This is a genomic window from Sphingobacterium anhuiense (assembly GCF_042686355.1).
GTDB classification, from domain to species: Bacteria; Bacteroidota; Bacteroidia; order Sphingobacteriales; family Sphingobacteriaceae; genus Sphingobacterium; species Sphingobacterium anhuiense.
In genome coordinates, this window is record NZ_JBHUPE010000005.1 from 246,350 (window position 1) to 267,188 (window position 20,839).

Genomic DNA, 20,839 nt, shown 5'->3' on the forward strand with positions numbered 1-20,839 from the left:
CAAACACTTGTCAAAAAAACGTTTTTTCAGGATGAGGATGTTGTTAGCAACATATTGCTCAAAAGGCTTAGTGTATAGCTTAAGCGTTCGTAATGCGTATGCTAAGTATGGCTAATGCATTATCAACGATTAAGCTATGCTTGATTCATACTTAATCTGTACACGGAAAGCACTTTATTTCAAATGAGTGTTTTTAAGCGATTGATTTTATCAAGTCAGATAATTAGACTGGTTTTGCGTTAATGATCTGTCTAATCGCTTAAAAAGCTCTTCAAATCAAATGTATGGGGAGATGAGTGATGGTTTTATGGAAGATTTTATTGTTATTGTGGACTTCTGGGTAGCTGACCCGACTACGGGGAAAACGGTAACTTTTAGATTGTATCGCTTACTTGTCATAGTCATTGTCATCTTATTTTTTTATCAAAAAAACTCCCCAGCTGTTGCGGAGCTGGGGAATCATGGCTGGTTTAATTAAACGGGCGGAATCTTTCATTACCGAACGATTATCTATTTTATCCATTTGAACTATGACTAAGGTATAAAAGATATTCAACCGCGCGTTAGCACATTTGCGACACTTTTATTGTCAACCGCTTAACAAAAAGATTTGACGAATTAGGATCGGTATAATCAGGTCTAAGCTTGCCCCAAGCCAAAGAAGTAGGCGATGATCTTTAAGCCTTCAGCGGGTATTTTTCACAAAATTTTTCTTTAAAAAACAATAAGAACTTGATTATTGAAAGTAAATAATTAATTTTATCGTGATTGCCGTGTTCATGTGAAAGAAATCTTTGTTTAAAGATTGATTTGGTCATTATGCTATTTTATAACAATCAAGACGGGATTACATTAAAATAGCTGCTGATCGGCTTCCGGACACGTATAAACCAAATTATTGAAATGAAGGATACTTGCTTTATGTTGGTACACCAGCTATTTGCCAGAAGGTAATGGGAAAGGTACCGGTATGCTAATGTCAATTGCTTTCCCTTACGCTTGTTTTTAAACTCTTATAAATATGAACCAGATCGCTAAAGATAAGAAATCAAACCTACATGTTTCACTAACAGATTCTCCGGATCGCGCTTCAGTTCGCCTGGAAAAAGATTTTTATAATGATCGTTCTGGTGTTAAGCATAAACTAGTGGAGTTTGTCACAGATGGTGGGGGTGTCAATAATCAATTTTATTATGGTGATGATGCAACCCTGCGCTATTCTTTATGTATAGGAGACGGTGGAACCCCGTTGTATTCGATTCCGGAAGAACCGGTGGTTATGTTTCATATCCAGCAGGATAACGAGCAATACGCAAAATTTGAGCAATCGGATGAATGGAACCGCTGGAGCAGAGGTGAAATCAGATTAACCTGGCAGAGCAATGAGACAATCGTGTACGAGTTGTCTCCGGGTTATACCAGTCATATCGATCTGTTTATGCGGCCGGATCTCTTTCTCGAATTGGCCAACAAATACCCCGTCTTACGCGAACTGGCTATGGAGGTCAAAACTGCCCAGAATGGACATCTTGATCTGTTCGTCAGAAACCCTGATTTGTCAATTCATCTATTTGCAGCCGAAATGCTGGATGAACTTCAACGTTTTGAAGTAAGTACCCAACGGTTTCAACATTTGTGCGAGTGTTTGCTATTACAGAGCATGGGTATTGTACTCCCCGTTGAACCTCGGGCTTCGGATGCTGTGAAAAGGGAAGAGCATTTGGATTGGTCTCACTTTGATGAAAGCTTATTTCAATTTGATGATGACGACGAAGAGGATGAGTACGAAGGTGATGATCTATTTACACCTTACCAGGATTATCTTTTGGATAATTTGAAGGAATATGGTAAAGAAGAACTTGTCCGTAAATTTGATGTGGCAAGATTTGAATTCAATGAACTGAAATGCGATTATTTAAAAAATAAAAAGCTTCTCAAAAACCTGAAAGAGGGCTATTTGCTGATTATGGAAGATTCAGGTGAACTGCTGGCTGAGGCATACTTTAGCATGGCGCTAGCTCTGGATGCACAGACGGGAAAATTCTTGTTTGATGATCGCGAAATGAACATCTTGAAAGACGCAATTGTCTGCGTCAGTGATCAATCTTTTGAATTGCGCGCAGCGAAACCGGAACAGGTGGATTTGTATACGAAATGGAGTAAAAAACCTTATTTTCCAAAGCCGGAGATCATTGAATTTGAAAGTATGATGGAGATCATTGGGGCGCAACTTAATATTGATGTGTCCGAATGGGGCGATACAAAAGAAAGTACAGCTGTTTTTTGTGAACACCTGCAGGATCAATTGGGTGGCTTTCGTTCCTTTTCTAATTTTATGGGAAGGGATGAAAATGATAAACCGCAAGCACTTATCGAACTCTATCATATGCTGATGAATCAGCTGTCGGATGAGTTCACGATTACTGATGAAGGGGAAATCAAAAAAAGCGATATTATACGTATCCTGGACCATGCTTATGATATCAATGATCCGATACAGATGCTCTTGATAGAAATCGAGTACTTTTCTCATGATGAAAATTATGTTAAGATGCAGGATGAGGATAAAATACGTTACTGGATAGTGGCATTGGAGGACCGCAGTAAAGAACTTCAAAAACAAATTTCGATGCTGGAAAAGGATCGTCTATTTCGTTTGATCCACATTTATGAGCAATCTTCAGCTAGGATACAAGCGATCGATCAACAGGCCTACAGTGAAAAGGAAACGTATCAAAATATCACGGAATCACTTTTGATTATTGTAAAGGGAATGGAAGCATGTGCTACGAAAGAAATTGTGCTGGGGATCGCTAAATCAATGATTATCGCTAAGTGAAATGAATTGGAAAGTAAACTGTTAGTGACCTTTAAAAGCTCTCCAATTTTTATTCCGTGATGGGATCACTTTCTTCAATTGGATTGCTCTTGTCGTGTAAAATTGCTTGTCAAAATGAAGTATTGCTACTTGATGGTCCCTATGTAAAATAGGGACTGACCCTAATCCTTAAAATAAATCTTAATCTTTTTATTTTAAGGATTAGGGAAGTCTTCGGGTTTCGGAACCTTATTTCGGTAGAGTTGCTGTAAAAGCATGATCTATACCTTTATCGATGATATCCTTGTACCCATAATTTTATGAAAAGTAGATTCTTATTGCTTATTCTTTTTTTACTGTTAGCATGTACGGTAGATGCCCAAAATAAAGATGCTCAGTTGTATGCCAAAACGATAAATAGCAACAATGCGAGATCGCATCTCACTATACTGGCTTCGGATGAATGGAAAGGCCGTGAAGCGGGAACGCTCTGGGGCGATAAAGCAGCACAATATATTGCCGCTTATTACCAAAAAATAGGGTTGAAAGGTGCCGTTAACGGAGCTTATATGCAAGCGATAAATGCAAAGCGGGTTCCGCTATCAGAATCGCTAAAAGTAAACGGTGGTTCTTTTAAACCGGTGATCGATTTTTTTAATATGCCCGCTTCCATTTCACTTTCGGGATACGACATGCAGACGGACAGCATCCTCTTTGCCGGATACGGAGTTATTGACGAGGGCATGCAGCCTTATAATGATTTTCAGGATCATACCGTGGAAGGTAAAGTGGTCATGCTGCTGGGGTCGGGACCTCGGGATGCTGCATTTTCTTTTCAGCAGAAGATCAGCTACCTGTCCTTTCATAAAGCCAAAGCGGTACTCTTGGTAGAACCCGTAGTGGATAATAAATCGGATGGACTGCTCTTGCATCTCTCTGGCAATCCGATGATGCTGGAAGGATCTCCGGAACTGGCCTCGCTGGAAAAGATGGCGCAGGGGATGCCGATCATCTATCTGGGTAAAAAGGTAGCAGATGCGCTTTTAAAAGATGCGGGTACAGATCTTGCTGCTCTGCGCAAAAAACTTACTGAAACAAACAAGCCCTATCCTTTTGTTTTTAAAACGCATTTTTCAGCGCAGGCTTTGCGGGCATTGGAGACTGTTCATCCCGCCAATGTACTGGGCTATATTGCTGGCTCGGATCCCGTGCTGAAAGATGAGGTGCTATTGCTGAGTGCACATTACGATCACTTGGGTATAAATCCTTATGTGAAAGGGGATAGTATTAACAATGGTGCGGACGATAATGGATCGGGGACAACAGGGATGTTAATGCTGGCAGATGCATTTATGCAGGCAGTTAAAGCAGGAAAAGGACCTAAACGCAGTATTTTGTTTATGGCCACGACAGGCGAAGAAAAGGGCTTGTTGGGGTCGACCTGGTATGTCGGCCATCCGGTGATGCCTCTGGATAAGACGATTGCCAACCTCAATGTGGATATGATAGGCCGTACCGATACTTTACCGCATCCGGATAAAAATTATATGTATATCATCGGTGCTGACCGGTTAAGCTCTGACCTGAATCGGATCGTGAAAGAGACAAATACCAGCTATAACAAACTGGAACTGGATGAACGCTATAATGTGCGAAGTGATCCTTTTCAATTGTATTATCGGTCTGATCATTATAATTTTGCCAAGCATGGAATTCCGGTGACGTTCTATTTTGGAGGTTTTCATGGCGATTACCACAAACCCAGCGATGAAATTGAAAAGATCGATTTTGAACTGCTGTGCAAACGTTCGCAACTTATTTTTTACACGGCCTGGGAACTGGCAAATGCTGCGACAAAGCCGGTAGTTGACAAAAAAGAAGAAAAGTAGCCACTGCCCCAGCCAAGCACGTCCTGTCTCGGTTGTTCCTAGTGGTACCTCGAGGATTTGATCGTTGACGGTTTGTTGCATGCGCGTGATCTGTAGATTCCGTTCAATCTTCGCATGCTGTTTTCCTGCCGTTAACGGCAACATGTTGTGCAGGTGGCTTAACAGCACTTTTTGTTTTAAATCTTGCATAATCGTGATGAAATCTATCGCTATAGCGCTTATGTTAAAGGTTTTATGTTAAACGACATGAATTGCTTTTTTGCTACAATATATTGGTCTTGGCTAAAATAAAAACTTCTATCGGATTAAAAAATGACTTTCATCACATTTTTTTGTGCTCTTGGTCACATATCCTCTTTTTTCTTTCTTATCATCCTTTTTAGCTTCGAATCTATCGGTAAAAATACCCCGATATTCGGACTCTTTAAATCTATTTTTTTTTTGAAACGAAAGTAGAAAGTAATTTGCTTCGAGCTTGCGATATCGGAAATTGTTGTTCCATTAAGGTAAGTTGTAAGAATTCATTGCGAAAGTTTGCAACTCTGAGATGATCTGATGATTTTTTTAATTTTCGATTTTTAGCTGGTCTATCTATTACGTGTTTGCAATATTTATCTGTATTTTTAAGCTTCTGAAATAATTAGTTTAGAAATTGTATGTTTTTTTCATCTATTTTGAGTAAATTTTCGATTTAAAGGAAGTTAATCTTTTAATTGAAAATAGTGTATTTATTTTATTATAGTGAATTGTTTTTTCTATTATTTGCGGTTTTGTTAGGTTGAATTTTTATTTATTATTTGAAACAAGATTTTACTTTTGTAAGTTTACAATTTAATCTATACCTTTCTATATGATTAACGTATATGTAAAAAAGTATGTATTTTATCTTATTGGCATAATATTATTTTCGTTGCTTATTAATCTGGGAACTGCCTGGGATGATGTAATGGCCCGTATGCTAAAGCCGCTGTTTCGACAGGTCTTGATCGCGACCATTATCTTACTGCATTGCTATTTGTATTTTATTCAGAAACTGTCCTTTAGATTGCTAAATACTTGTCCATGGTTTGCTCAACTGGCGGATTATCGTAAATTTCGATCTTTTGTTTTTCTGAACGCTTTTCCGGTACTCTTTATTCATCTCCTGATTTTGAATTTTTTACTGTTGCAGCGAAATCATGGTTCACTGTTTAGAAGCGATTATTTTCATACAGACTTTTGGTTCTTCTTTATTCCTTTAATATGCTATACAACTTTTTTGTATTTTAAACCGCAGGAATTTTTGTTCCGAGCTTCTAAAAAGAAAGAAGTAAATCTTCCTGAGCAGGAAGATCAACTTCAATCAGCATCATCCCAAATTGAAACTAGCAAGAACCAGCAAAAAGATCGGTATTTAGAATTGTGGAAAGAGACCAAGGTGAAGAAATTTTTACTTGATCACTATTATGAGAATTATAAAAATCAGCAATGGCTTCTTAACGAGGATATTCCGCTCTGGAAATTGGTTTTATTTGAAAAAACAGCAACGGTTATGTTCGGTTATTTTGCAAATGGTGAAAAATGGGCACTGCTTAATTTTGATGATACCATTTTAAATAATCCTTGGGTGATAAAGATCAATCAAAGCACTTATGTCAACATGTTGTATGTTCTAGAGAAGACGGATTATCGTGTTATTTTAAAGATAAATGAACAGGTTAGCGAGCGTCCTAAAAAAGAGATCCGTGTAGAAGTCGTGACACTTTGTGAACAGGTGCAAAGAAGACTGGAGGCTGTTATTGATTGTGAAAAAATGGATTTCTTACTGCAGATAAGCCGCAGGATGAAATATAAAAATTATAACAACTTTTGGAAAGATGCCTATCTGGAACAGTTGGATGAAAGTAGACTAGAGGATCGTGTTGGAAGTATTGAAGACTGAGTTTGCTCCCATGCCTGATTGGTTTGCTATTTGTTTTTCATCACAGTTGCAGTTGCACAGGTTAAGTAAAAGGTGAAGGAAAATATCAAATCGGAATTGAACTCGTCTTTTTAATTGCTTAATTTTTTACAAAATTAAACATTGCGCATCTTCTGATAAGCGTTCCATTAAAATTGTTACCTTTGCGGAAATTTAGTGAAAACGATATGTTGGATAGGAAAAGGAATAGTTTTTTGTTTTTGATTTACTTGGTTGGACTGAGTATTATTGGTTTTTTGGCAACGGATATGTATTTGCCGGCATTTGATAGGATGCGTCTGGATCTTTCGACAGATAAAAGTAGTATCAGCGCGAGTTTAAGTTTATTTTTAGCAGGGTATGCTCTTGCGCAACTGGTCTGGGGGCCAATAGCCGATAAGATCGGAAAACCGAAAACCATCCTTATCGGACTCACATTGTTTACGCTGGCTTCTTTGTGTATCTTTTTTACCAACGATGTTCTTTCGTTACTTGTTTTACGTTTGCTACAAGCGATAGGTGTCTGCGCCGCCGCGGTAAGCTGGCAGGCTCTGGTTGTTGAATATTATCCGGCATCGCAGACCAATAAAATTTTCGCGACGATCATGCCGATGGTGGCTTTATCTCCGGCTCTAGCTCCTTTGCTGGGTGTCTATCTGTTGCAACATTTTGGATGGAGATCCATCTTTATCACCCTAGCTGGTATAGCCGTGCTCCTGATGCTGTATACCTTGACTTTAATGCGTAAACAAAAGTCGGATGCTCCGCATGATATAAAAACAGGTGAAAAAACGAAACAGTCTTATTTTTCACTTTTGAAATCTAAAGCGTATGTTGGAAATGTATTGCTCTATGCGTTCTGCTCGGGTTCGTTTTTTGCCTGGTTAACGGGTTCTCCATTTTTTCTCAAAGAACTGGGATACGACGAAAGTCAGATCGGTTTGAGCTTTGTTCCGCAGACCATTGCATTTATGCTGGGCGGATATGGCTATAGGGCGCTGGCAAACCGTATTGAGACAAAAAAACTGATGCCGGTTTTACTCATTTTATATTCCGTTTCTCTTCTAGCGATATATGCTATGAGTGTCATGATGACGCCTACGTTGACGTTATTACTGATTCCTTTCTGCGGCATGGCATTAGCAAACGGTGCATGTTACCCGATTGTAGTTGCGCAAGCACTACGTGTTTTTCCAAATAATCTGGGTAAAGCAGCGGGCTTGCAAAATGCAATTCAGCTTGGAATCTGTTTTATAGCGAGTGCTATCGTTTCTGTTTTTTCAAAAGATGCACTATTGGCTACGGCAATCGTTATGGTCGGGACAATTCCATTTATGTTAATCGCTTATAGGTTGACTTTAAAAGGTAAATAAAGATCATTTTACGGTCCCCGCCTCATGCTTTCGCCGACGGAAAATTCTCCCGGGTAGAGCAGTATGATATAATGATTGGGATCTTTTAATAATTTGAGATCCTGTAAAGCTGAAGCGTCTGGGGCAGTTGAAAATTCAACAGGATTGTTTGTTTTAGAGATCTGTACGGGGTAGATTGTTTTTTCTGTTAAGGTATCAGAATGTGTTTTTATTTTGATATAATTTGGATGATCAGGATCTAGTGTAATAATTTCTGAGTAGGGTTGTTGCGTTGTATCATCTCCAGAAACATACTGTACTTCGATCAAGCACATCCGTTGTTTTGCGATCAAGAAATGGGATACAGCATAGAGGAAGAATAGACCAGCGATCATACCCATAAAATAAATCAGTTGCTTCAACTGAAAATTGGAGAAAGTTACATGAACTTTCATAGACGTTCTTTTTGAGGGCGGTTTTTCCCTGGGGGTTTCCTCCCGGGAAAACCGCTCTTTTTTTTTGTCTTTATTTTTTAAGATAACCTCCTCATCGCTCGAATCGTCAGCAGAAGCTATTTCTGCCTCTTTATTTTCGAGTATTTCCTCGTCCGCTATGTGATTTTCCTGTTTTTGACTCCCTTGATCAATTGCTGTCGTATTTGCTTCAGGTACGATCGCTTTCTCATTATGATCAGGATCGCAAAATTCAGGTGTTCTTTTTTTTAAATGGCGCAATTCCCGCCATTTATGGAATGGTCTTGGGCCAAACTGTGTGAGTATGGCCAGTAATTTGACGATGTTTTCGTCGGGATTGCTGGTTTTGGCCGTTATAAAATTTTTAAGCGGTTTCAGTTTATCTAACGGAAATCGACGGATGCTGGTCTCCAGATCATCATATCGTTTGGTAGGATTAAAGAAATCCTGAAATACCTGTGTATCTTCTTTCGATAGTCCATTTGCAAATAATTTTAAACTCAAATCTCTTAGATTCCCAGGTGTGGGATTCTCAAGTTTTAGATCTAACTCATGTTGGGAAAGTAACTCCCTAAAGTTACTTATCACCTCTTTTTTAAATTCTTCAAACTCAAACATTGTCCCAAAATTAAAGTAACCCTAGTACCCGATTTTACGGTTTTCCGTAAAATAATAGACTCTTTACGCACTTTTTTGAACTGGAATTTTCGGAATTCTAATGGAATTTCTGGAATAATAACGGAAAGATTGGAAAGGTCGGAATCCTTTGATGTTTAGCTTTTTATCTGCGCTAATTTTGATTTCGAAATCAGTTGATCAATCGACTAGTTCTTTCTAGGAAAGCGACGAAAAGATTTCATAAGGAGTGGATATCGCGGTCGTTTTTAACCGGTTTGGGAAGCAGTTATTGGTTCCCGCGATTGAAGCTCACACACTTCCCAAAAAATTCAGAAGGCCTTCTGAAAACATTGTAGTAACCCCGGGCATGAAGCCCGCGGGACTACCAGGTTTTTGACTTTTAATTTTTTGAAAAATGTGGTATTTCATTTTAGCACTTTTATTTGGCAATCCTTCCAATACAGATACAAATCACCCTCAAGCATTATCCTCTGTGCAGGATGTGGACAATGAAGGAAATACTGGTCCTGTTCGTCCTGGTAAATAAGGATAAATAAATATCAGTTAAAATAAGGCAACAGAAGGTTGCCTTATTTTGTTTTTAAGCGTCTGGTTGTTTTTCCAGTAAAATTTCGATAAATTCGAACAAAATAAGTTCCTTATTGAAACGCTTTAGCTTATACATACTTATTGTCTTTTTTTATTCCTGTCAACAAGCAGTTATTCAAAAGGAAATTCCTATTGATAATCCGGCTTATGATAAGGCATTCGAGTATCTCGAAATGGGGAAAGCAGATAGTTCTTTCTTCTATTTTAATGCGGCAAAACAGGTCTTTTTGGAAAAAGGAGATAGTCTGCAAGTAGCCAAGTGTTTAATCAATATGGCGATTACCCAAAAGGAGCAGGGGGACTATTTTGGATCTCAGGAAACAGCGCTGCAGGCTGTTCCTTTTTTGGATGAAAATAATCCTGAACATCATAGTTTTCTGAGTATGAATTTCAATGCTCTTGGACTTTCTACAGATGAACTTTATGATTATCCAAAGGCTATTCTCTTCTATGAATTAGCAATTAAGTATTCTGACGATCCGCAAAATACACTGATCTATCGTAATAATTTAGCGAATGCTTATCTCTATAATAAGGATTATAAAAAAGCTCGTGAGATATATGATGGTATCATTGGTGGTACACATAAAAACGCAACTGAGTATGCGCGTGTGCTGTCTAATCTGACAAGAGTGAAATGGAAGCAGGATCCAACTTACCCTGCAATAAATGACTACCAAAAAGCATTAAAAATTAGGCAACAAGAGCATGATCTTCGTGGGCAAAATTCTAGTTTACTGCATATAACAGAATATTATGAAAATCGAAAACCTGATTCCGCGCTGTTTTATGCTAAAATACGTTATGATATTGCTAAAAAAATTGCTAGTCCAGACGATCAAATAAAAGCACTGAAAACATTAATTCAATTGAGTCCAAGTGACTCTTCAAAATATTATTTTAAAATTTATAATGTTCTAAACGATAGTATTCAGGAAACACGTCTTGTCGCAAAAAATCAGTTTACAATGATCCGCTATGAGGTAGAGAAAAATAAGGCTGATAACTTAACCCTGCAGAAAGACAATGCTGAAAAAGCCTATAATATTGTTAAACAGCGGATCTGGACATTCTGCGTTTCCTTGTTGTGTGTTACGGTTATTGTGGGCGGTACCTTGTGGTATAAGAGACGTAAGGAACGCTTGCAGTTTGAGGCGCAAAGTAAAATAAAAGCGAATCAACTAAATATCTCGAGAAAGATTCATGATGTGGTAGCCAATGGCCTTTACCGTGTTATGACAGAAATTGAGAACAGGGAAGATATTGACCGAGATGGGATCCTGGATCGCCTGGAAATGATGTATGAAAAATCCCGTGATATTTCTTACGAAACCGAAATAACTCCAGATGCGGAGCCAGATTGGCAAAAACAAGTTGCTGAACTATTAAAATCTTTTGTGACCGAAAATAGAAAAGTCATTATTGCTGGAAATGATGCAGAGCAATGGGAGGGGGTTACGGCACATATTAAGCATGAAGTCCATCACGTACTGCAGGAGCTGATGGTTAATATGCGTAAGCATAGCCAAGCAAGCGATGTGGTGATCCGTTTTGACTGGTCTCCTGGTCTATTGCGTATCTTTTACAGTGATAATGGTGTCGGGATGCCCGAATCGCAGGTAAACGGTAATGGTCTTACCAGTACGGGAAACCGTATTTCTAATTTAGATGGTAAGATTACCTTTGTCAATAATGCAGGGAAAGGGCTAAAGGTTGAGGTGTCCATTCCTATTTTTTAAAAAGATCTTATTATATGTTTAAAAAAGTACTTATAGCCGAAGATCATGAAATTGCCAATATTTCGGTTCAGAAAACACTTCAGGAGCTGGGGATCCAGACAGCAAAATATGTCTATTATTGTGATGATGCATTTACCTGGGTTAAAAATGCACAGCGGGACGGTGAACCCTACGATCTGCTGATTACCGATCTGACTTTCGAAGAAGATCATAATCCGCAACGTTTATCGGGAGGTCTGGCTCTTATTCAGGCAGTTAAAGAGATCCAATCCCAACTAAAAATTATTGTGCTATCTGCGGAAAGTCGGACTGCTGTTATTGATGAACTGTTTAAAAGCAGAGCCATCGATGGTTATGTGCGTAAAGCAAGACGCGATGCGCAATACCTGAAAGAGGCTTTACAGGCCGCACATCAGGATAAACTTTATCAGTCCCCTGAAATTAAACAATCTATCCGGGAAAAGAATTCACATGAATTTACTACGCTCGATATTCATATCATCGCCCTACTGGCAAAAGGAATACTGCAGAAAGATATTCCACATCATTTGCAGCAGCAACAGATCAAGCCATCCGGACTGAGCAGTGTTGAGAAAAGATTGAACCTGATGAAAGAGGTGCTAGAATTTTCGAAGAATGAACAGCTTATTGCTTATTCAAAAGATATCGGTTTAATTTAAATAAACCGATATTTTATCATTTCCGAGCCGGTTATACAAGGCTTTTGAATTTATATTCACAAAGCCAATTTCTGTCTATTTAGCACGTATTTTTTGTTATTGTAAAGAAGGTTTTAAGAGTTGAAACTGCAACCCTAAACGAAAGACATTTAAACGGGCAGCATCTGATGAGGATGCACCATCCATCTCCCCTCTATAGTTTTTAGTACCCCAGGCGTAACCGGCAAATACCGTATAACGGTCATAATTGACGTTGAACTGTAGGCGGGGTCTAAGATCCATTTTCATGATATCCTTGCCTCTGTCATTTTCAAATTCGGTTTCATTGCCTTTGTTGTCTTCAATACTTCCTTTTTCTTTGATCTGAAGTGTGTTGGCGATATCAACGCCCAGTTGCATATCCAAAGTAATAGGTTCAAATGAAAAGCGATAGCCAATGAAAGGATTGAAATTTAAAAACTGTTGGTTCAGCTTGGTCATGCCTATGGTGTTGTTCGTGTTTTCTGAGCTCTGAAGATATATTTTAGTTTGCAAGCGTTCAAATGCACCTTCTACACCTAATAAGAAATTGTTGCTAAATACGTAGCGGTAGTTGATCGCTCCGCCCAGGTTTATGCCATACTTTACTCCAAAAGGATTGTTGGTATAATAGTCCTGTGGGCTAGAACCGTTCAGGTTTGATCTAGAATCGCTTCCTGCTCCTGTAAAATTGGAAGAACCTGAAGTAATACCTATCCGCAATTCATGTGATTGGGAAAATGCAAGAATCGGGATACTGCATGTGAATAAGCTTGCTAGAATGATTTTCTTCAACATAAATGGAATTTTTAAATTATTTCATAACAAAGAAACAGTTGCTCCTTATATTGTGTTTAAATTTAGGTAAATCATGGCAATAAACCTTATTAAGAATTATTTATTTCGTGTACATTCATGTTGACAGGAATAACAGATCTTGTTGTCCCATAGCTACAAGGAGTGATATCGCTTTTTATTTGCGAAGAAAGTCGTGTTCGAAATAAAAACATCCCGTAATCGTTAGATTACAGGATGTTTTGAATAAGCGGTTTTACCAACCTGGATTTTGCTTGATTTTAGGATTAAGCGTCATCTGATCAATTGGAATTGGAGATAAATAATCCCGCTTCACTTTGAATTGAAAGCCATCTTTCAGCCCAGCTACGTTTTTGAAATATTCAATGTAACCATTTGCATCAACCGGTAAGCTTAATGCTGCCTTTGCTACAGGCTCAGGAATAGCTGCACCTTCCCACTGTGCTCTTTTTGCTCCTTTAGGTTTCCAGCCGACAAATTTTTCATCCATCGCTGCCCACCTGAATAAATCATCTGCGCGGTAGCCTTCAGCAGCCAGTTCGACTCTGCGCTCACGGCGGATCTCATTTAATAATGGACTAAGACTTGGAAACTCTTTGTTAGGATCATTCACAATGCCATTGATTTTCATGGTTGGCATGCCCACGCGGCTACGCAATTTATTAATGGTCAGATCCAAATCTGCATCTGTCAATACGCCAAGCTCGGCACGAGCTTCTGCATAAATCAAGTGCGCTTCTGCAAATCTGAAAATAATCTGTCCGGTTGTTCCCAGATCTTGCTGCTGGTTGTAATCGGGATTATGACCTTTGTATACCTGATAGCCGGTAATGGATTTATTCTCATTTGCGGCTTCGAATGTGGGGTATTCAAAAAGTGCGGGAGCTGCTCCTCCGGGTCTGTTGTTAGTCACGATGTGTTCATTATCGTTAACATATAAGGTCTGACGAAGACGTGGATCTCTGTTGGTGACTACATCTTTTAATGTCGCATCGCCTTTATACAGATTGCTGACGCCGATTGGACTTCCATCGGTGCACAAGTAAGCATCGACCAGGTCTTTTGTTAAACCTCTTCCAGCTCCTGTATTGGAGTACCGGTGCCAGCGGTGTCCCAGATTTAAGCTAATGTTGAAAGCTCGCCATAACAAGATTTCCGGATTGGTACTGTAATCTACCTGATTGAATAGTTTCCAGTAATCATTGGAGTTTGGTGCAAATGTAGCCAGGGCATAACCACCGGGATTGTCCAATAAATTTTTGGATACTGTTGCCGCTTTTTCAAGGTATACTTTACCTTCAGATCCTGCAACACCAAAGTCTGTTCCTTTATGGTATTTTTCCCAGGTACCTTCATATAATGCGATACGTGCCTGGAATAGCATCGCAACTTCTTTATTGATTCTAGAGGCTCCGGCTTGACCTTTAGTTGGGAGATAACTGATGGCCTGATCTAAATTGGACAATAAGGAATCGACAATGACATTACGCGGTAAGCGCTCATTATATACCTCCGGTGACGTAAGTTCCAAAGGTTTTGAGATCCATGGTAATGCACCAAAGGTTTTTAGTTTTCCGTAATAAAAATACGCTCTAAAGAACAGGGCTTCGCCGACATACTTTTTAACATTGTCAAAAGGTGCTTTTACTTTCGTATAATTGGCCAATAGGTAGTTGACATTACGAAGTGCGCTCCAGTCACTATAACTACCATATCCTCCTGCGCTTCCTGGTATGATGGTTTCGCCATTAAGCGCCGAGTTGTAACTGTTGTAGATCATATTGTCACTACCATCGGCATCTAGACTATAGATCCCCATGCTACCCCAATTGGTATAATTGGGAAGGGTACTGTAGAAACCATTGGCATATAACTTCAGGTCATTTTCGGTCTTCCAATATTCGCTGTCGCTGATTGCGGTAGCGGGTTTTTGCTCTAGAATGTCTTTCATACAGCCTGTGAGTGCTGAAAGTACAAGTCCTGATGCTATAAAAAATTGAATACGTTTCATTTTAAAGATATTTAAGCATTAAAAGGATAGGTTGATACCTGCTGAATAAGTCCGTTGCAAAGGATAGATTTTTGCATCATTGATGGATAATTCGGGATCCATTGTCTTGATCAACTTGGTCGATGTAAACACATTGTCAATGCTGACGTAGATACGCGCTTTACCAAAACCGGCTTTTTCTAACCAACTTTTAGGTAAACCATAACCAAACTGAAGATTTTTCAATCGCAGATAGGCGGCATTTTGAAGATAGCGTGTTTGCGTCTGGGTATTTTTACCATTTTCGCCAGTCAGGTAAAACTTCGGAAAGTAGCCATCTGGATTGGATTCAGACCATCTATCCATGTGCACATCGAAGGGTGAACTTTGCCACTCATCGCCGGTGATACCCCAGAAGTAGTTGGAACCTACCCATGCATCGCGTTTGCCGATACCCTGAATGAAGAAGGACATATCGAAGTTTTTATAGGTCACATCTCCTGTAAATCCATAGGAATAACGTGGAGTGTTGTTACCGATGACACTTTTATCGCCCGGATTGTCTACAGTATTCGTTCCAAAATCAATACCATCTATACCATTCCGATCAACATAACGCACATCACCTGGCTTCCAGGTCTGTCCGGATATTTTGCTCTGCGAAGGTGCTGCATCGATTTCTGCCTGATCTTTAAATAAACCATATGTGGTGTATCCCCAGATTTCCCCCATGGTCTGACCTGTATACCAGGTGCTGAGTGATCCTGTTGGATTTGGAAATTGTGTTATTTTTCCTTTATAATCGCTTAAAACAGCACGTAGACCATATTTTACATCGCCTATCTGATCACGCCATGCGACGCTTAATTCGAACCCTCGGGTCTCCATGGCTCCGTCATTAACAGGAGGAGGTGTGGTACCTAAAATACCGGGTAATGCAACAGAAGAAACGGCAAAATCATTTGCTTTCCGGATGTACCAGTCAAAGGATGTATTTAATTTATTCTGAAAGAAACTGATATCAGTACCTAAATTCAGCGTGGTCGTAGTTACCCAGGTTAAATCGGGGTTAACAATGCCTGGAGCTCTAACCGCAGCTTCACGGTTGCCTCCAAATAGCCAATCTGTTGAAGTTGGACTGGTTGTCCCTAAGCCAGGGTAAAAAGGATAATACTGTGGATTATTAGGATCAGTATCTAAGAATGCCTGATCACCTAGTGAACCGTAAGAACCTCTTAGCTTAAATGCAGAAACGGTCTCTTTGATCGGTTCAAAGAAGTTTTCTTTATCGATATTCCAGCCTACGGAAACACCTGGATAAAATTTCCAGCGCTGTTCTTGTAAAAACCGTGAGGTACCGTCGTAACGGCCATTGAATTCAAATAAATATTTTTCTTGGTAGTTGTAATTGAACCTTCCGAAGAAACCATCGGACGCTATTCTACGCACCTGATCGCTGATACCTGGCGCAGTGCCGTAAGTACCGGATAAGTAAGGAATATTGTCCGAGTACAATTGACTGTTATTGGCACCATAGTATTGGTATTCATAATAGTTCCGGACAAAACCTCCCAAAACACTGAAGTAATGGTCATTGACCTGCTTTTCATATTTGGTGAAAGCATTGATGATATGATTTTGAACCCGGTAATTAGATCTACTGAATGCATTTGGTGTTGTTCCTCCAATGGCTGTTTCCGCGCCACTTGGACGAACAGTAAATAGGGTCTTGGTATGTGAACTTTGATCCTGGAAAGATGCATCGAAAGTATAATTGGTGGTTGCTGTCCATCCTGGTGCCAGTTTGAAATTAAATTCGCCGGTCAGCATCGCTTTGTCAAGCGTGGACTTTGCACGCCCACCATCTTTATGCAAAAGGACGTCACTTGGGTCAGAATAATTTCCGTCAGGATTTTTTAATGCTACTGTTGGGAATTTACGCGCAATCTGATGCATGTAGTTTCCGCCTGTTTTTCCGCTGTACGTGTTTGGACTGTTGGTCAGTTCTTTGGAGAAACTGCCTCTCAGACTGAATTCCAACCAAGGGGAAATGGTCGTCGTTAGGTTTGTTCTTACATTGAAACGTTTGTAACGGTCATCTCCAAAGTTGTATAAACCTGCACGGTCGTTATAACCTAAGCCGACGTAGTATTTGCTGTTTTCGGAACCACCTGATACCCCCACATTATGTTGCTGATTAAAAGCAAGGTCTTTAAAATAAATTTTAAACCAGTCATTATTGGCATTACTGGCTCCCCATGCTAAATACTCATCTTTGCCGGCACCTGGGTCTGCAATGGTTTCCGTTTTTAGGGTACCATTTTGATAGGCAATAATCCGATCTATGGTTTCCTGATTAAAGATGGCACTTCTGCCGCCATTGATTGCCGCTTCATTGTAAAGGTTAGCAAAATCCAAAGAATTCAACATTTTCGGGAGATTGATCGGTTGGGCCCAGCTCAGGTTATTGCTGTAAGTAAGGGCTGGTTTACTCCCTTTTTTACCTTGTTTAGTTGTGATGAGAATCACACCGTAGGGTGCGCTGGAACCGTAAATAGCCGATGAGGCCGCATCTTTCAATACGGAAATGTTTTCAATATCATCCGGGTTGATTGAGTTGATATCGCCCCCTTGTACACCGTCGATGACGATGAGTGGTGAGCCCGAGGTGCCTAGGCCTGTGAAACCGCGAACATTGATATTTTGCGTCGCATTTGGAGCGCCCCCTCCAGATGCAGTTGTAATATTCAGACCAGGTAACTGTCCTTGCAATGCTTGACTGACTCTCGTGATGGCACGGTTCTGTAAGACCTCGCCACCAATTTGAGCCACAGCTCCTGTAACCAGTCGCTTATTCTGCTTACCGTAACCGACGACAACGACTTCATCGAGGTTGCTGGTCTGGCTTTTTAAAGTAACAGCAATAGTAGCCCCTGTGACTACTTTTTCTTGACTGCTATAGCCAAGGGCTGTTATGATCAATACTGAGTTGGATGAAGCCGCTATGGTAAACTGTCCTTTCGTGTCCGTGGATGCAGCAATGCTGGTACCCTTGACTTTGATGGTTACACCGGCAATAGGTTGTCCCTGTTCATCGGTGATTTTTCCAGAAATTGTTTTCTGTGCAAGTATACCCTTTCCATCTGGGGTATTGTCCAACACATTTGGCACGTGAAAGGGTGCTGCCTGAGCAATATTCGCCAATACACAAAAAGATGCGCCGATAGAGGCAACATGTTTTTTGTTGATCGGATACAGATAACCATATCCAATAGATTTTAAAAGTGATTTCATTAATGTAGGTTTTAACAAAAAAAATTAGGTTTTGCTGTTTGCTTGTTTTTTTGTTAAAATAGGCGTGCTTAGGTAGTGTTGTTGTTTAAGCAATAATTAATTGGTGAGATTAATTATCCTTGTTAAGTATCCCCCCTTTCTCTTTTAGTATCATATTTGTTTTTTTCATTTGGTTGTAATTGATAATTATTGGTTTGTTTGTGTTTAGGACTAAAATATAAAAAAAAGGCAGTATAACGTTTTAGTGAAGAATAAAAATGATTTAGCAAATTGTAACATGCAGATTACTAGTGTATTATTTTTATTACAAAGTTATTTTTCAGTTCTGTCTACGTAACGGATAGTTCATTTTACAAAGAAAATAAGATTTTATTTTGGTTGCTTAGGTAATTATTCTCATCTATGTGAAAAAATTATTTAGGGATAAGGATATTATACGTTATTTTTCTAATTATTTGTAATTAAGGTTGTTGTGATAGGGGTCTTCTTTTTCGGCAATCTGTTGAAGAATGTAGGAAATGGGGTATCAATTACCTTTCTTAATAAAAAATGGTTAACGTAGGACCTGTACGTTAACCATCTGTAAAAAATTACTAATTAATCAATTTGTTTGCAATCGATCTAGCTTTTTAGGGATAAACTGTATGCGACTGCAAACGTTGTAAATAAAAATTCGCACCTACCTTTAATGTGAATGATACAAAGTTAAAATTCCTGCTAATGGGATTTTACGGTTTCCCGTAAAATTTTGATTTTATGACATTTTTAATTTAATTATCCTTTTTAAAGCCAATAGACGCCTATTTTTTTTAAAAATATTTTTTTAAAATATGAATTCCACTATGCTTAGTCATTTAATAACATGCTCATTGGGAGAGGGAAGTTTGACTATGTTGTGATGATGAACCCGATTAAAATCAGTCCTAAACAGAAAAAGACACATCGTACTACAATGTGCCTTTTTTAATATGCTTTGAAACTGCAGCCCTAATCAATTATAACGATGCGAATTTCATCCAGTCTGCATTTTCTTCATAATCCATTAACGGATCTGCTGTGTTGTTGCTATGCAACTGACCAGCAAACATCGCTAGATCCATCTTGATATGCTGACGTGTTATTTCGGTCATCTTATCGTTAAACCCTGCATTGTTGATCAACAATACATATTGATAACAAACAACGCGTGCGATCATTCTTCCCAAAGTCATCATTTCGCGTTGTTTTGGCTGATCTGGAAGATTGAAATTTAAAATTTCACTGAAAAATGGTGCAGCAAGTTCTGTTCCTTTATATTGTTTTAAAAATGACAGAAGATTGTTTTCTTTGCTTTTGCGCATCAGTTTAGCAATTGCTTCAGCAATCTGTGTATATAACATTTCATTAGATCCTTCAAAAATCTGAAATGGTCTACTGTCTACAACACCTCTGCCGGCAATATGGTCTAAACGATATCCGTTTGCTCCGGATAATTGCAAGCATATCTGTGAGGCTTCCTGCATCAGATCTGTCACAAATGCTTTTACACTATTAGCATCTACACCATGACTAGATAAGTCATTGCTGATTGAGCTTACTGTGGTGCTGTATGCACACATAGCCGAACATAGTGTAAAGGCTGCCTGTAAACGTGATAACTGAAATTTAACAGCGTCCATTTCATTAAGGCGGATGCCTGTAACACGTCTTTCATGGCAATGTTGCATCGCTTCATCCAGCATACGCTTGATAAAGCCCATACCCATACCGGGAAACTGCAGTCTGCTACGGTGCAGTGTATCCAGCATTAACTTTATCCCAGTACTTTCTGGAACCAATCGCTGTGCTGCAGGTATTTTGATGTCAATATTATTGATTCCATAAGGAATAGCATATAGACCAAGACTGTTGTAACGTCTTTCAACTTCAATTTTTTGTTCTGCGGCTGCATCTTCCGTTAAAAAGAAATCAATATCACGGGTCAGATCGCCGTTTTCATTTCTTTTACGTGCAGTCACCAACCAGTAATCGGCAGCTCCTGTAAGACCTTGCCAATGTTTCTGGCCCTGTATGCTGTAATGATCTCCTACCTGCTCATAAGAAGTACGCATATTGAGCGCATCGCTACCAAAATCAGGCTCTGTGATCATCAAGCCACCCATTGCCTGGTTTTCCAAAAACTGTTTGAATACTTTTTCCTGAACGGTGATATTGCCATACTTCGCTAATGGTTCTAGAAAAAGGGCAATGTTGATTCCGAAGATAAGGGACAGCGATAACGATTCGTAAGAAGCGGCAGCTAGTACTCCCAGACACTCTTTAACATGTACTCCACGACCACCATGGCTTTCTGGAATAGCAACCGCAAGCGGTGTCATGTCCATGATTTTGCTCAAAAAATCAGGCGGTAAATCGCGCGATAGACTAAGGTTATTATAGTCATATTCCTGATTAAATAAGCTGGATAATCTTTCCTTAAATGAGGAAATGTAAATATCAAAATCTTGCGTCATGGTTGATTGTTCTAAAAAGTTAAGCATCTTAAAATGTAGGATTAAATGATGAACAATAACGAAGGGGCTTATGCAGATACCATTCTTGCTCAGCGTCTCCTAACTTCTCTGA

13 protein-coding genes are annotated in these 20,839 nt (G+C 39.3%); 8 read left to right on the forward strand and 5 right to left on the reverse strand.

Annotated elements, in window-relative coordinates; all coding sequences use genetic code 11:
* The first annotated feature begins 292 nt into the window (after window positions 1–292).
* The 5 genes from ACFS6I_RS13140 (at window position 293) to punC (ending at window position 8,019) form a co-directional block, all read left to right on the forward strand.
* The gene (locus tag ACFS6I_RS13140; protein ID WP_380921225.1) at window positions 293–478 is read left to right on the forward strand and encodes a hypothetical protein; all 186 of its coding nucleotides are present in this window, start codon (window positions 293–295) and stop codon (window positions 476–478) included.
* A 543-nt stretch (window positions 479–1,021) separates the two neighbouring features.
* Window positions 1,022–2,839 carry a hypothetical protein gene (locus ACFS6I_RS13145; RefSeq protein ID WP_380921227.1) on the forward strand — a complete coding sequence of 606 codons (1,818 nt, stop codon included), beginning with the start codon at window positions 1,022–1,024 and terminating at the stop codon, window positions 2,837–2,839.
* A 299-nt stretch (window positions 2,840–3,138) separates the two neighbouring features.
* Window positions 3,139–4,707: a M28 family peptidase gene (locus ACFS6I_RS13150; RefSeq protein WP_380921229.1), complete on the forward strand. Its 1,569-nt coding sequence runs from the start codon at window positions 3,139–3,141 to the stop codon at window positions 4,705–4,707.
* An 850-nt stretch (window positions 4,708–5,557) separates the two neighbouring features.
* The gene (locus ACFS6I_RS13155) at window positions 5,558–6,628 is read left to right on the forward strand and encodes a hypothetical protein (RefSeq protein WP_380921231.1); all 1,071 of its coding nucleotides are present in this window, start codon (window positions 5,558–5,560) and stop codon (window positions 6,626–6,628) included.
* A gap of 206 nt (window positions 6,629–6,834) precedes the next feature.
* Window positions 6,835–8,019 (forward strand): purine nucleoside transporter PunC, encoded by a 1,185-nt coding sequence (punC, locus tag ACFS6I_RS13160; RefSeq protein ID WP_380921233.1) that lies wholly within the window; start codon window positions 6,835–6,837, stop codon window positions 8,017–8,019.
* 8 nt (window positions 8,020–8,027) lie between these two features.
* On the opposite strand, the gene ACFS6I_RS13165 is transcribed toward punC, so the two are convergent.
* Window positions 8,028–9,089 (reverse strand): hypothetical protein, encoded by a 1,062-nt coding sequence (locus ACFS6I_RS13165; RefSeq protein WP_380921235.1) that lies wholly within the window; start codon window positions 9,087–9,089, stop codon window positions 8,028–8,030.
* Between the two features lie 415 nt (window positions 9,090–9,504).
* On the opposite strand from ACFS6I_RS13165, the gene ACFS6I_RS13170 reads away from it, so the two are divergent.
* The 3 genes from ACFS6I_RS13170 to ACFS6I_RS13180 all read left to right on the forward strand — a co-directional run bounded on the left by ACFS6I_RS13170 (window position 9,505) and on the right by ACFS6I_RS13180 (window position 12,117).
* Window positions 9,505–9,636, forward strand: a complete 132-nt coding sequence (locus ACFS6I_RS13170) for a hypothetical protein (RefSeq protein WP_021188240.1) — start codon at window positions 9,505–9,507, stop codon at window positions 9,634–9,636.
* Between the two features lie 115 nt (window positions 9,637–9,751).
* Entirely contained in the window at window positions 9,752–11,437 is a 1,686-nt protein-coding gene (locus ACFS6I_RS13175; protein ID WP_380921237.1) for an ATP-binding protein, read from the forward strand.
* A 14-nt stretch (window positions 11,438–11,451) separates the two neighbouring features.
* Window positions 11,452–12,117 carry a response regulator gene (locus ACFS6I_RS13180; protein ID WP_183911779.1) on the forward strand — a complete coding sequence of 222 codons (666 nt, stop codon included), beginning with the start codon at window positions 11,452–11,454 and terminating at the stop codon, window positions 12,115–12,117.
* A 96-nt stretch (window positions 12,118–12,213) separates the two neighbouring features.
* Here ACFS6I_RS13180 and ACFS6I_RS13185 read toward each other — a convergent pair whose 3' ends face one another.
* The 4 genes from ACFS6I_RS13185 to ACFS6I_RS13200 form a co-directional block, all read right to left on the reverse strand.
* On the reverse strand, window positions 12,214–12,933 hold the full coding sequence (locus tag ACFS6I_RS13185) for an outer membrane beta-barrel protein (RefSeq protein ID WP_380921240.1): 720 nt from the start codon (window positions 12,931–12,933) through the stop codon (window positions 12,214–12,216).
* A gap of 253 nt (window positions 12,934–13,186) precedes the next feature.
* Window positions 13,187–14,962 (reverse strand): RagB/SusD family nutrient uptake outer membrane protein, encoded by a 1,776-nt coding sequence (locus ACFS6I_RS13190; RefSeq protein ID WP_380921242.1) that lies wholly within the window; start codon window positions 14,960–14,962, stop codon window positions 13,187–13,189.
* Window positions 14,963–14,980: 18 nt separating this feature from the next.
* Window positions 14,981–18,235, reverse strand: coding sequence for a SusC/RagA family TonB-linked outer membrane protein (locus tag ACFS6I_RS13195; RefSeq protein WP_380921244.1), 3,255 nt, complete (start codon window positions 18,233–18,235; stop codon window positions 14,981–14,983).
* A 995-nt stretch (window positions 18,236–19,230) separates the two neighbouring features.
* Window positions 19,231–20,727, reverse strand: coding sequence for an acyl-CoA dehydrogenase family protein (locus ACFS6I_RS13200; protein WP_380921246.1), 1,497 nt, complete (start codon window positions 20,725–20,727; stop codon window positions 19,231–19,233).
* Window positions 20,728–20,839: the final 112 nt, after the last annotated feature.

Bases quoted from the DNA above. Each gene is read 5' to 3' on its own strand.
- ACFS6I_RS13140 (WP_380921225.1), top strand. From the start codon at position 293: ATGAGTGATGGTTTTATGGAAGATTTTATTGTTATTGTGGACTTCTGG.
- ACFS6I_RS13145 (WP_380921227.1), top strand. From the start codon at position 1,022: ATGAACCAGATCGCTAAAGATAAGAAATCAAACCTACATGTTTCACTA.
- ACFS6I_RS13150 (WP_380921229.1), top strand. From the start codon at position 3,139: ATGAAAAGTAGATTCTTATTGCTTATTCTTTTTTTACTGTTAGCATGT.
- ACFS6I_RS13155 (WP_380921231.1), top strand. From the start codon at position 5,558: ATGATTAACGTATATGTAAAAAAGTATGTATTTTATCTTATTGGCATA.
- punC (WP_380921233.1), top strand. From the start codon at position 6,835: ATGTTGGATAGGAAAAGGAATAGTTTTTTGTTTTTGATTTACTTGGTT.
- ACFS6I_RS13165 (WP_380921235.1), bottom strand. From the start codon at position 9,089: ATGTTTGAGTTTGAAGAATTTAAAAAAGAGGTGATAAGTAACTTTAGG.
- ACFS6I_RS13170 (WP_021188240.1), top strand. From the start codon at position 9,505: ATGTGGTATTTCATTTTAGCACTTTTATTTGGCAATCCTTCCAATACA.
- ACFS6I_RS13180 (WP_183911779.1), top strand. From the start codon at position 11,452: ATGTTTAAAAAAGTACTTATAGCCGAAGATCATGAAATTGCCAATATT.
- ACFS6I_RS13185 (WP_380921240.1), bottom strand. From the start codon at position 12,933: ATGTTGAAGAAAATCATTCTAGCAAGCTTATTCACATGCAGTATCCCG.
- ACFS6I_RS13190 (WP_380921242.1), bottom strand. From the start codon at position 14,962: ATGAAACGTATTCAATTTTTTATAGCATCAGGACTTGTACTTTCAGCA.
- ACFS6I_RS13195 (WP_380921244.1), bottom strand. From the start codon at position 18,235: ATGAAATCACTTTTAAAATCTATTGGATATGGTTATCTGTATCCGATC.
- ACFS6I_RS13200 (WP_380921246.1), bottom strand. From the start codon at position 20,727: ATGACGCAAGATTTTGATATTTACATTTCCTCATTTAAGGAAAGATTA.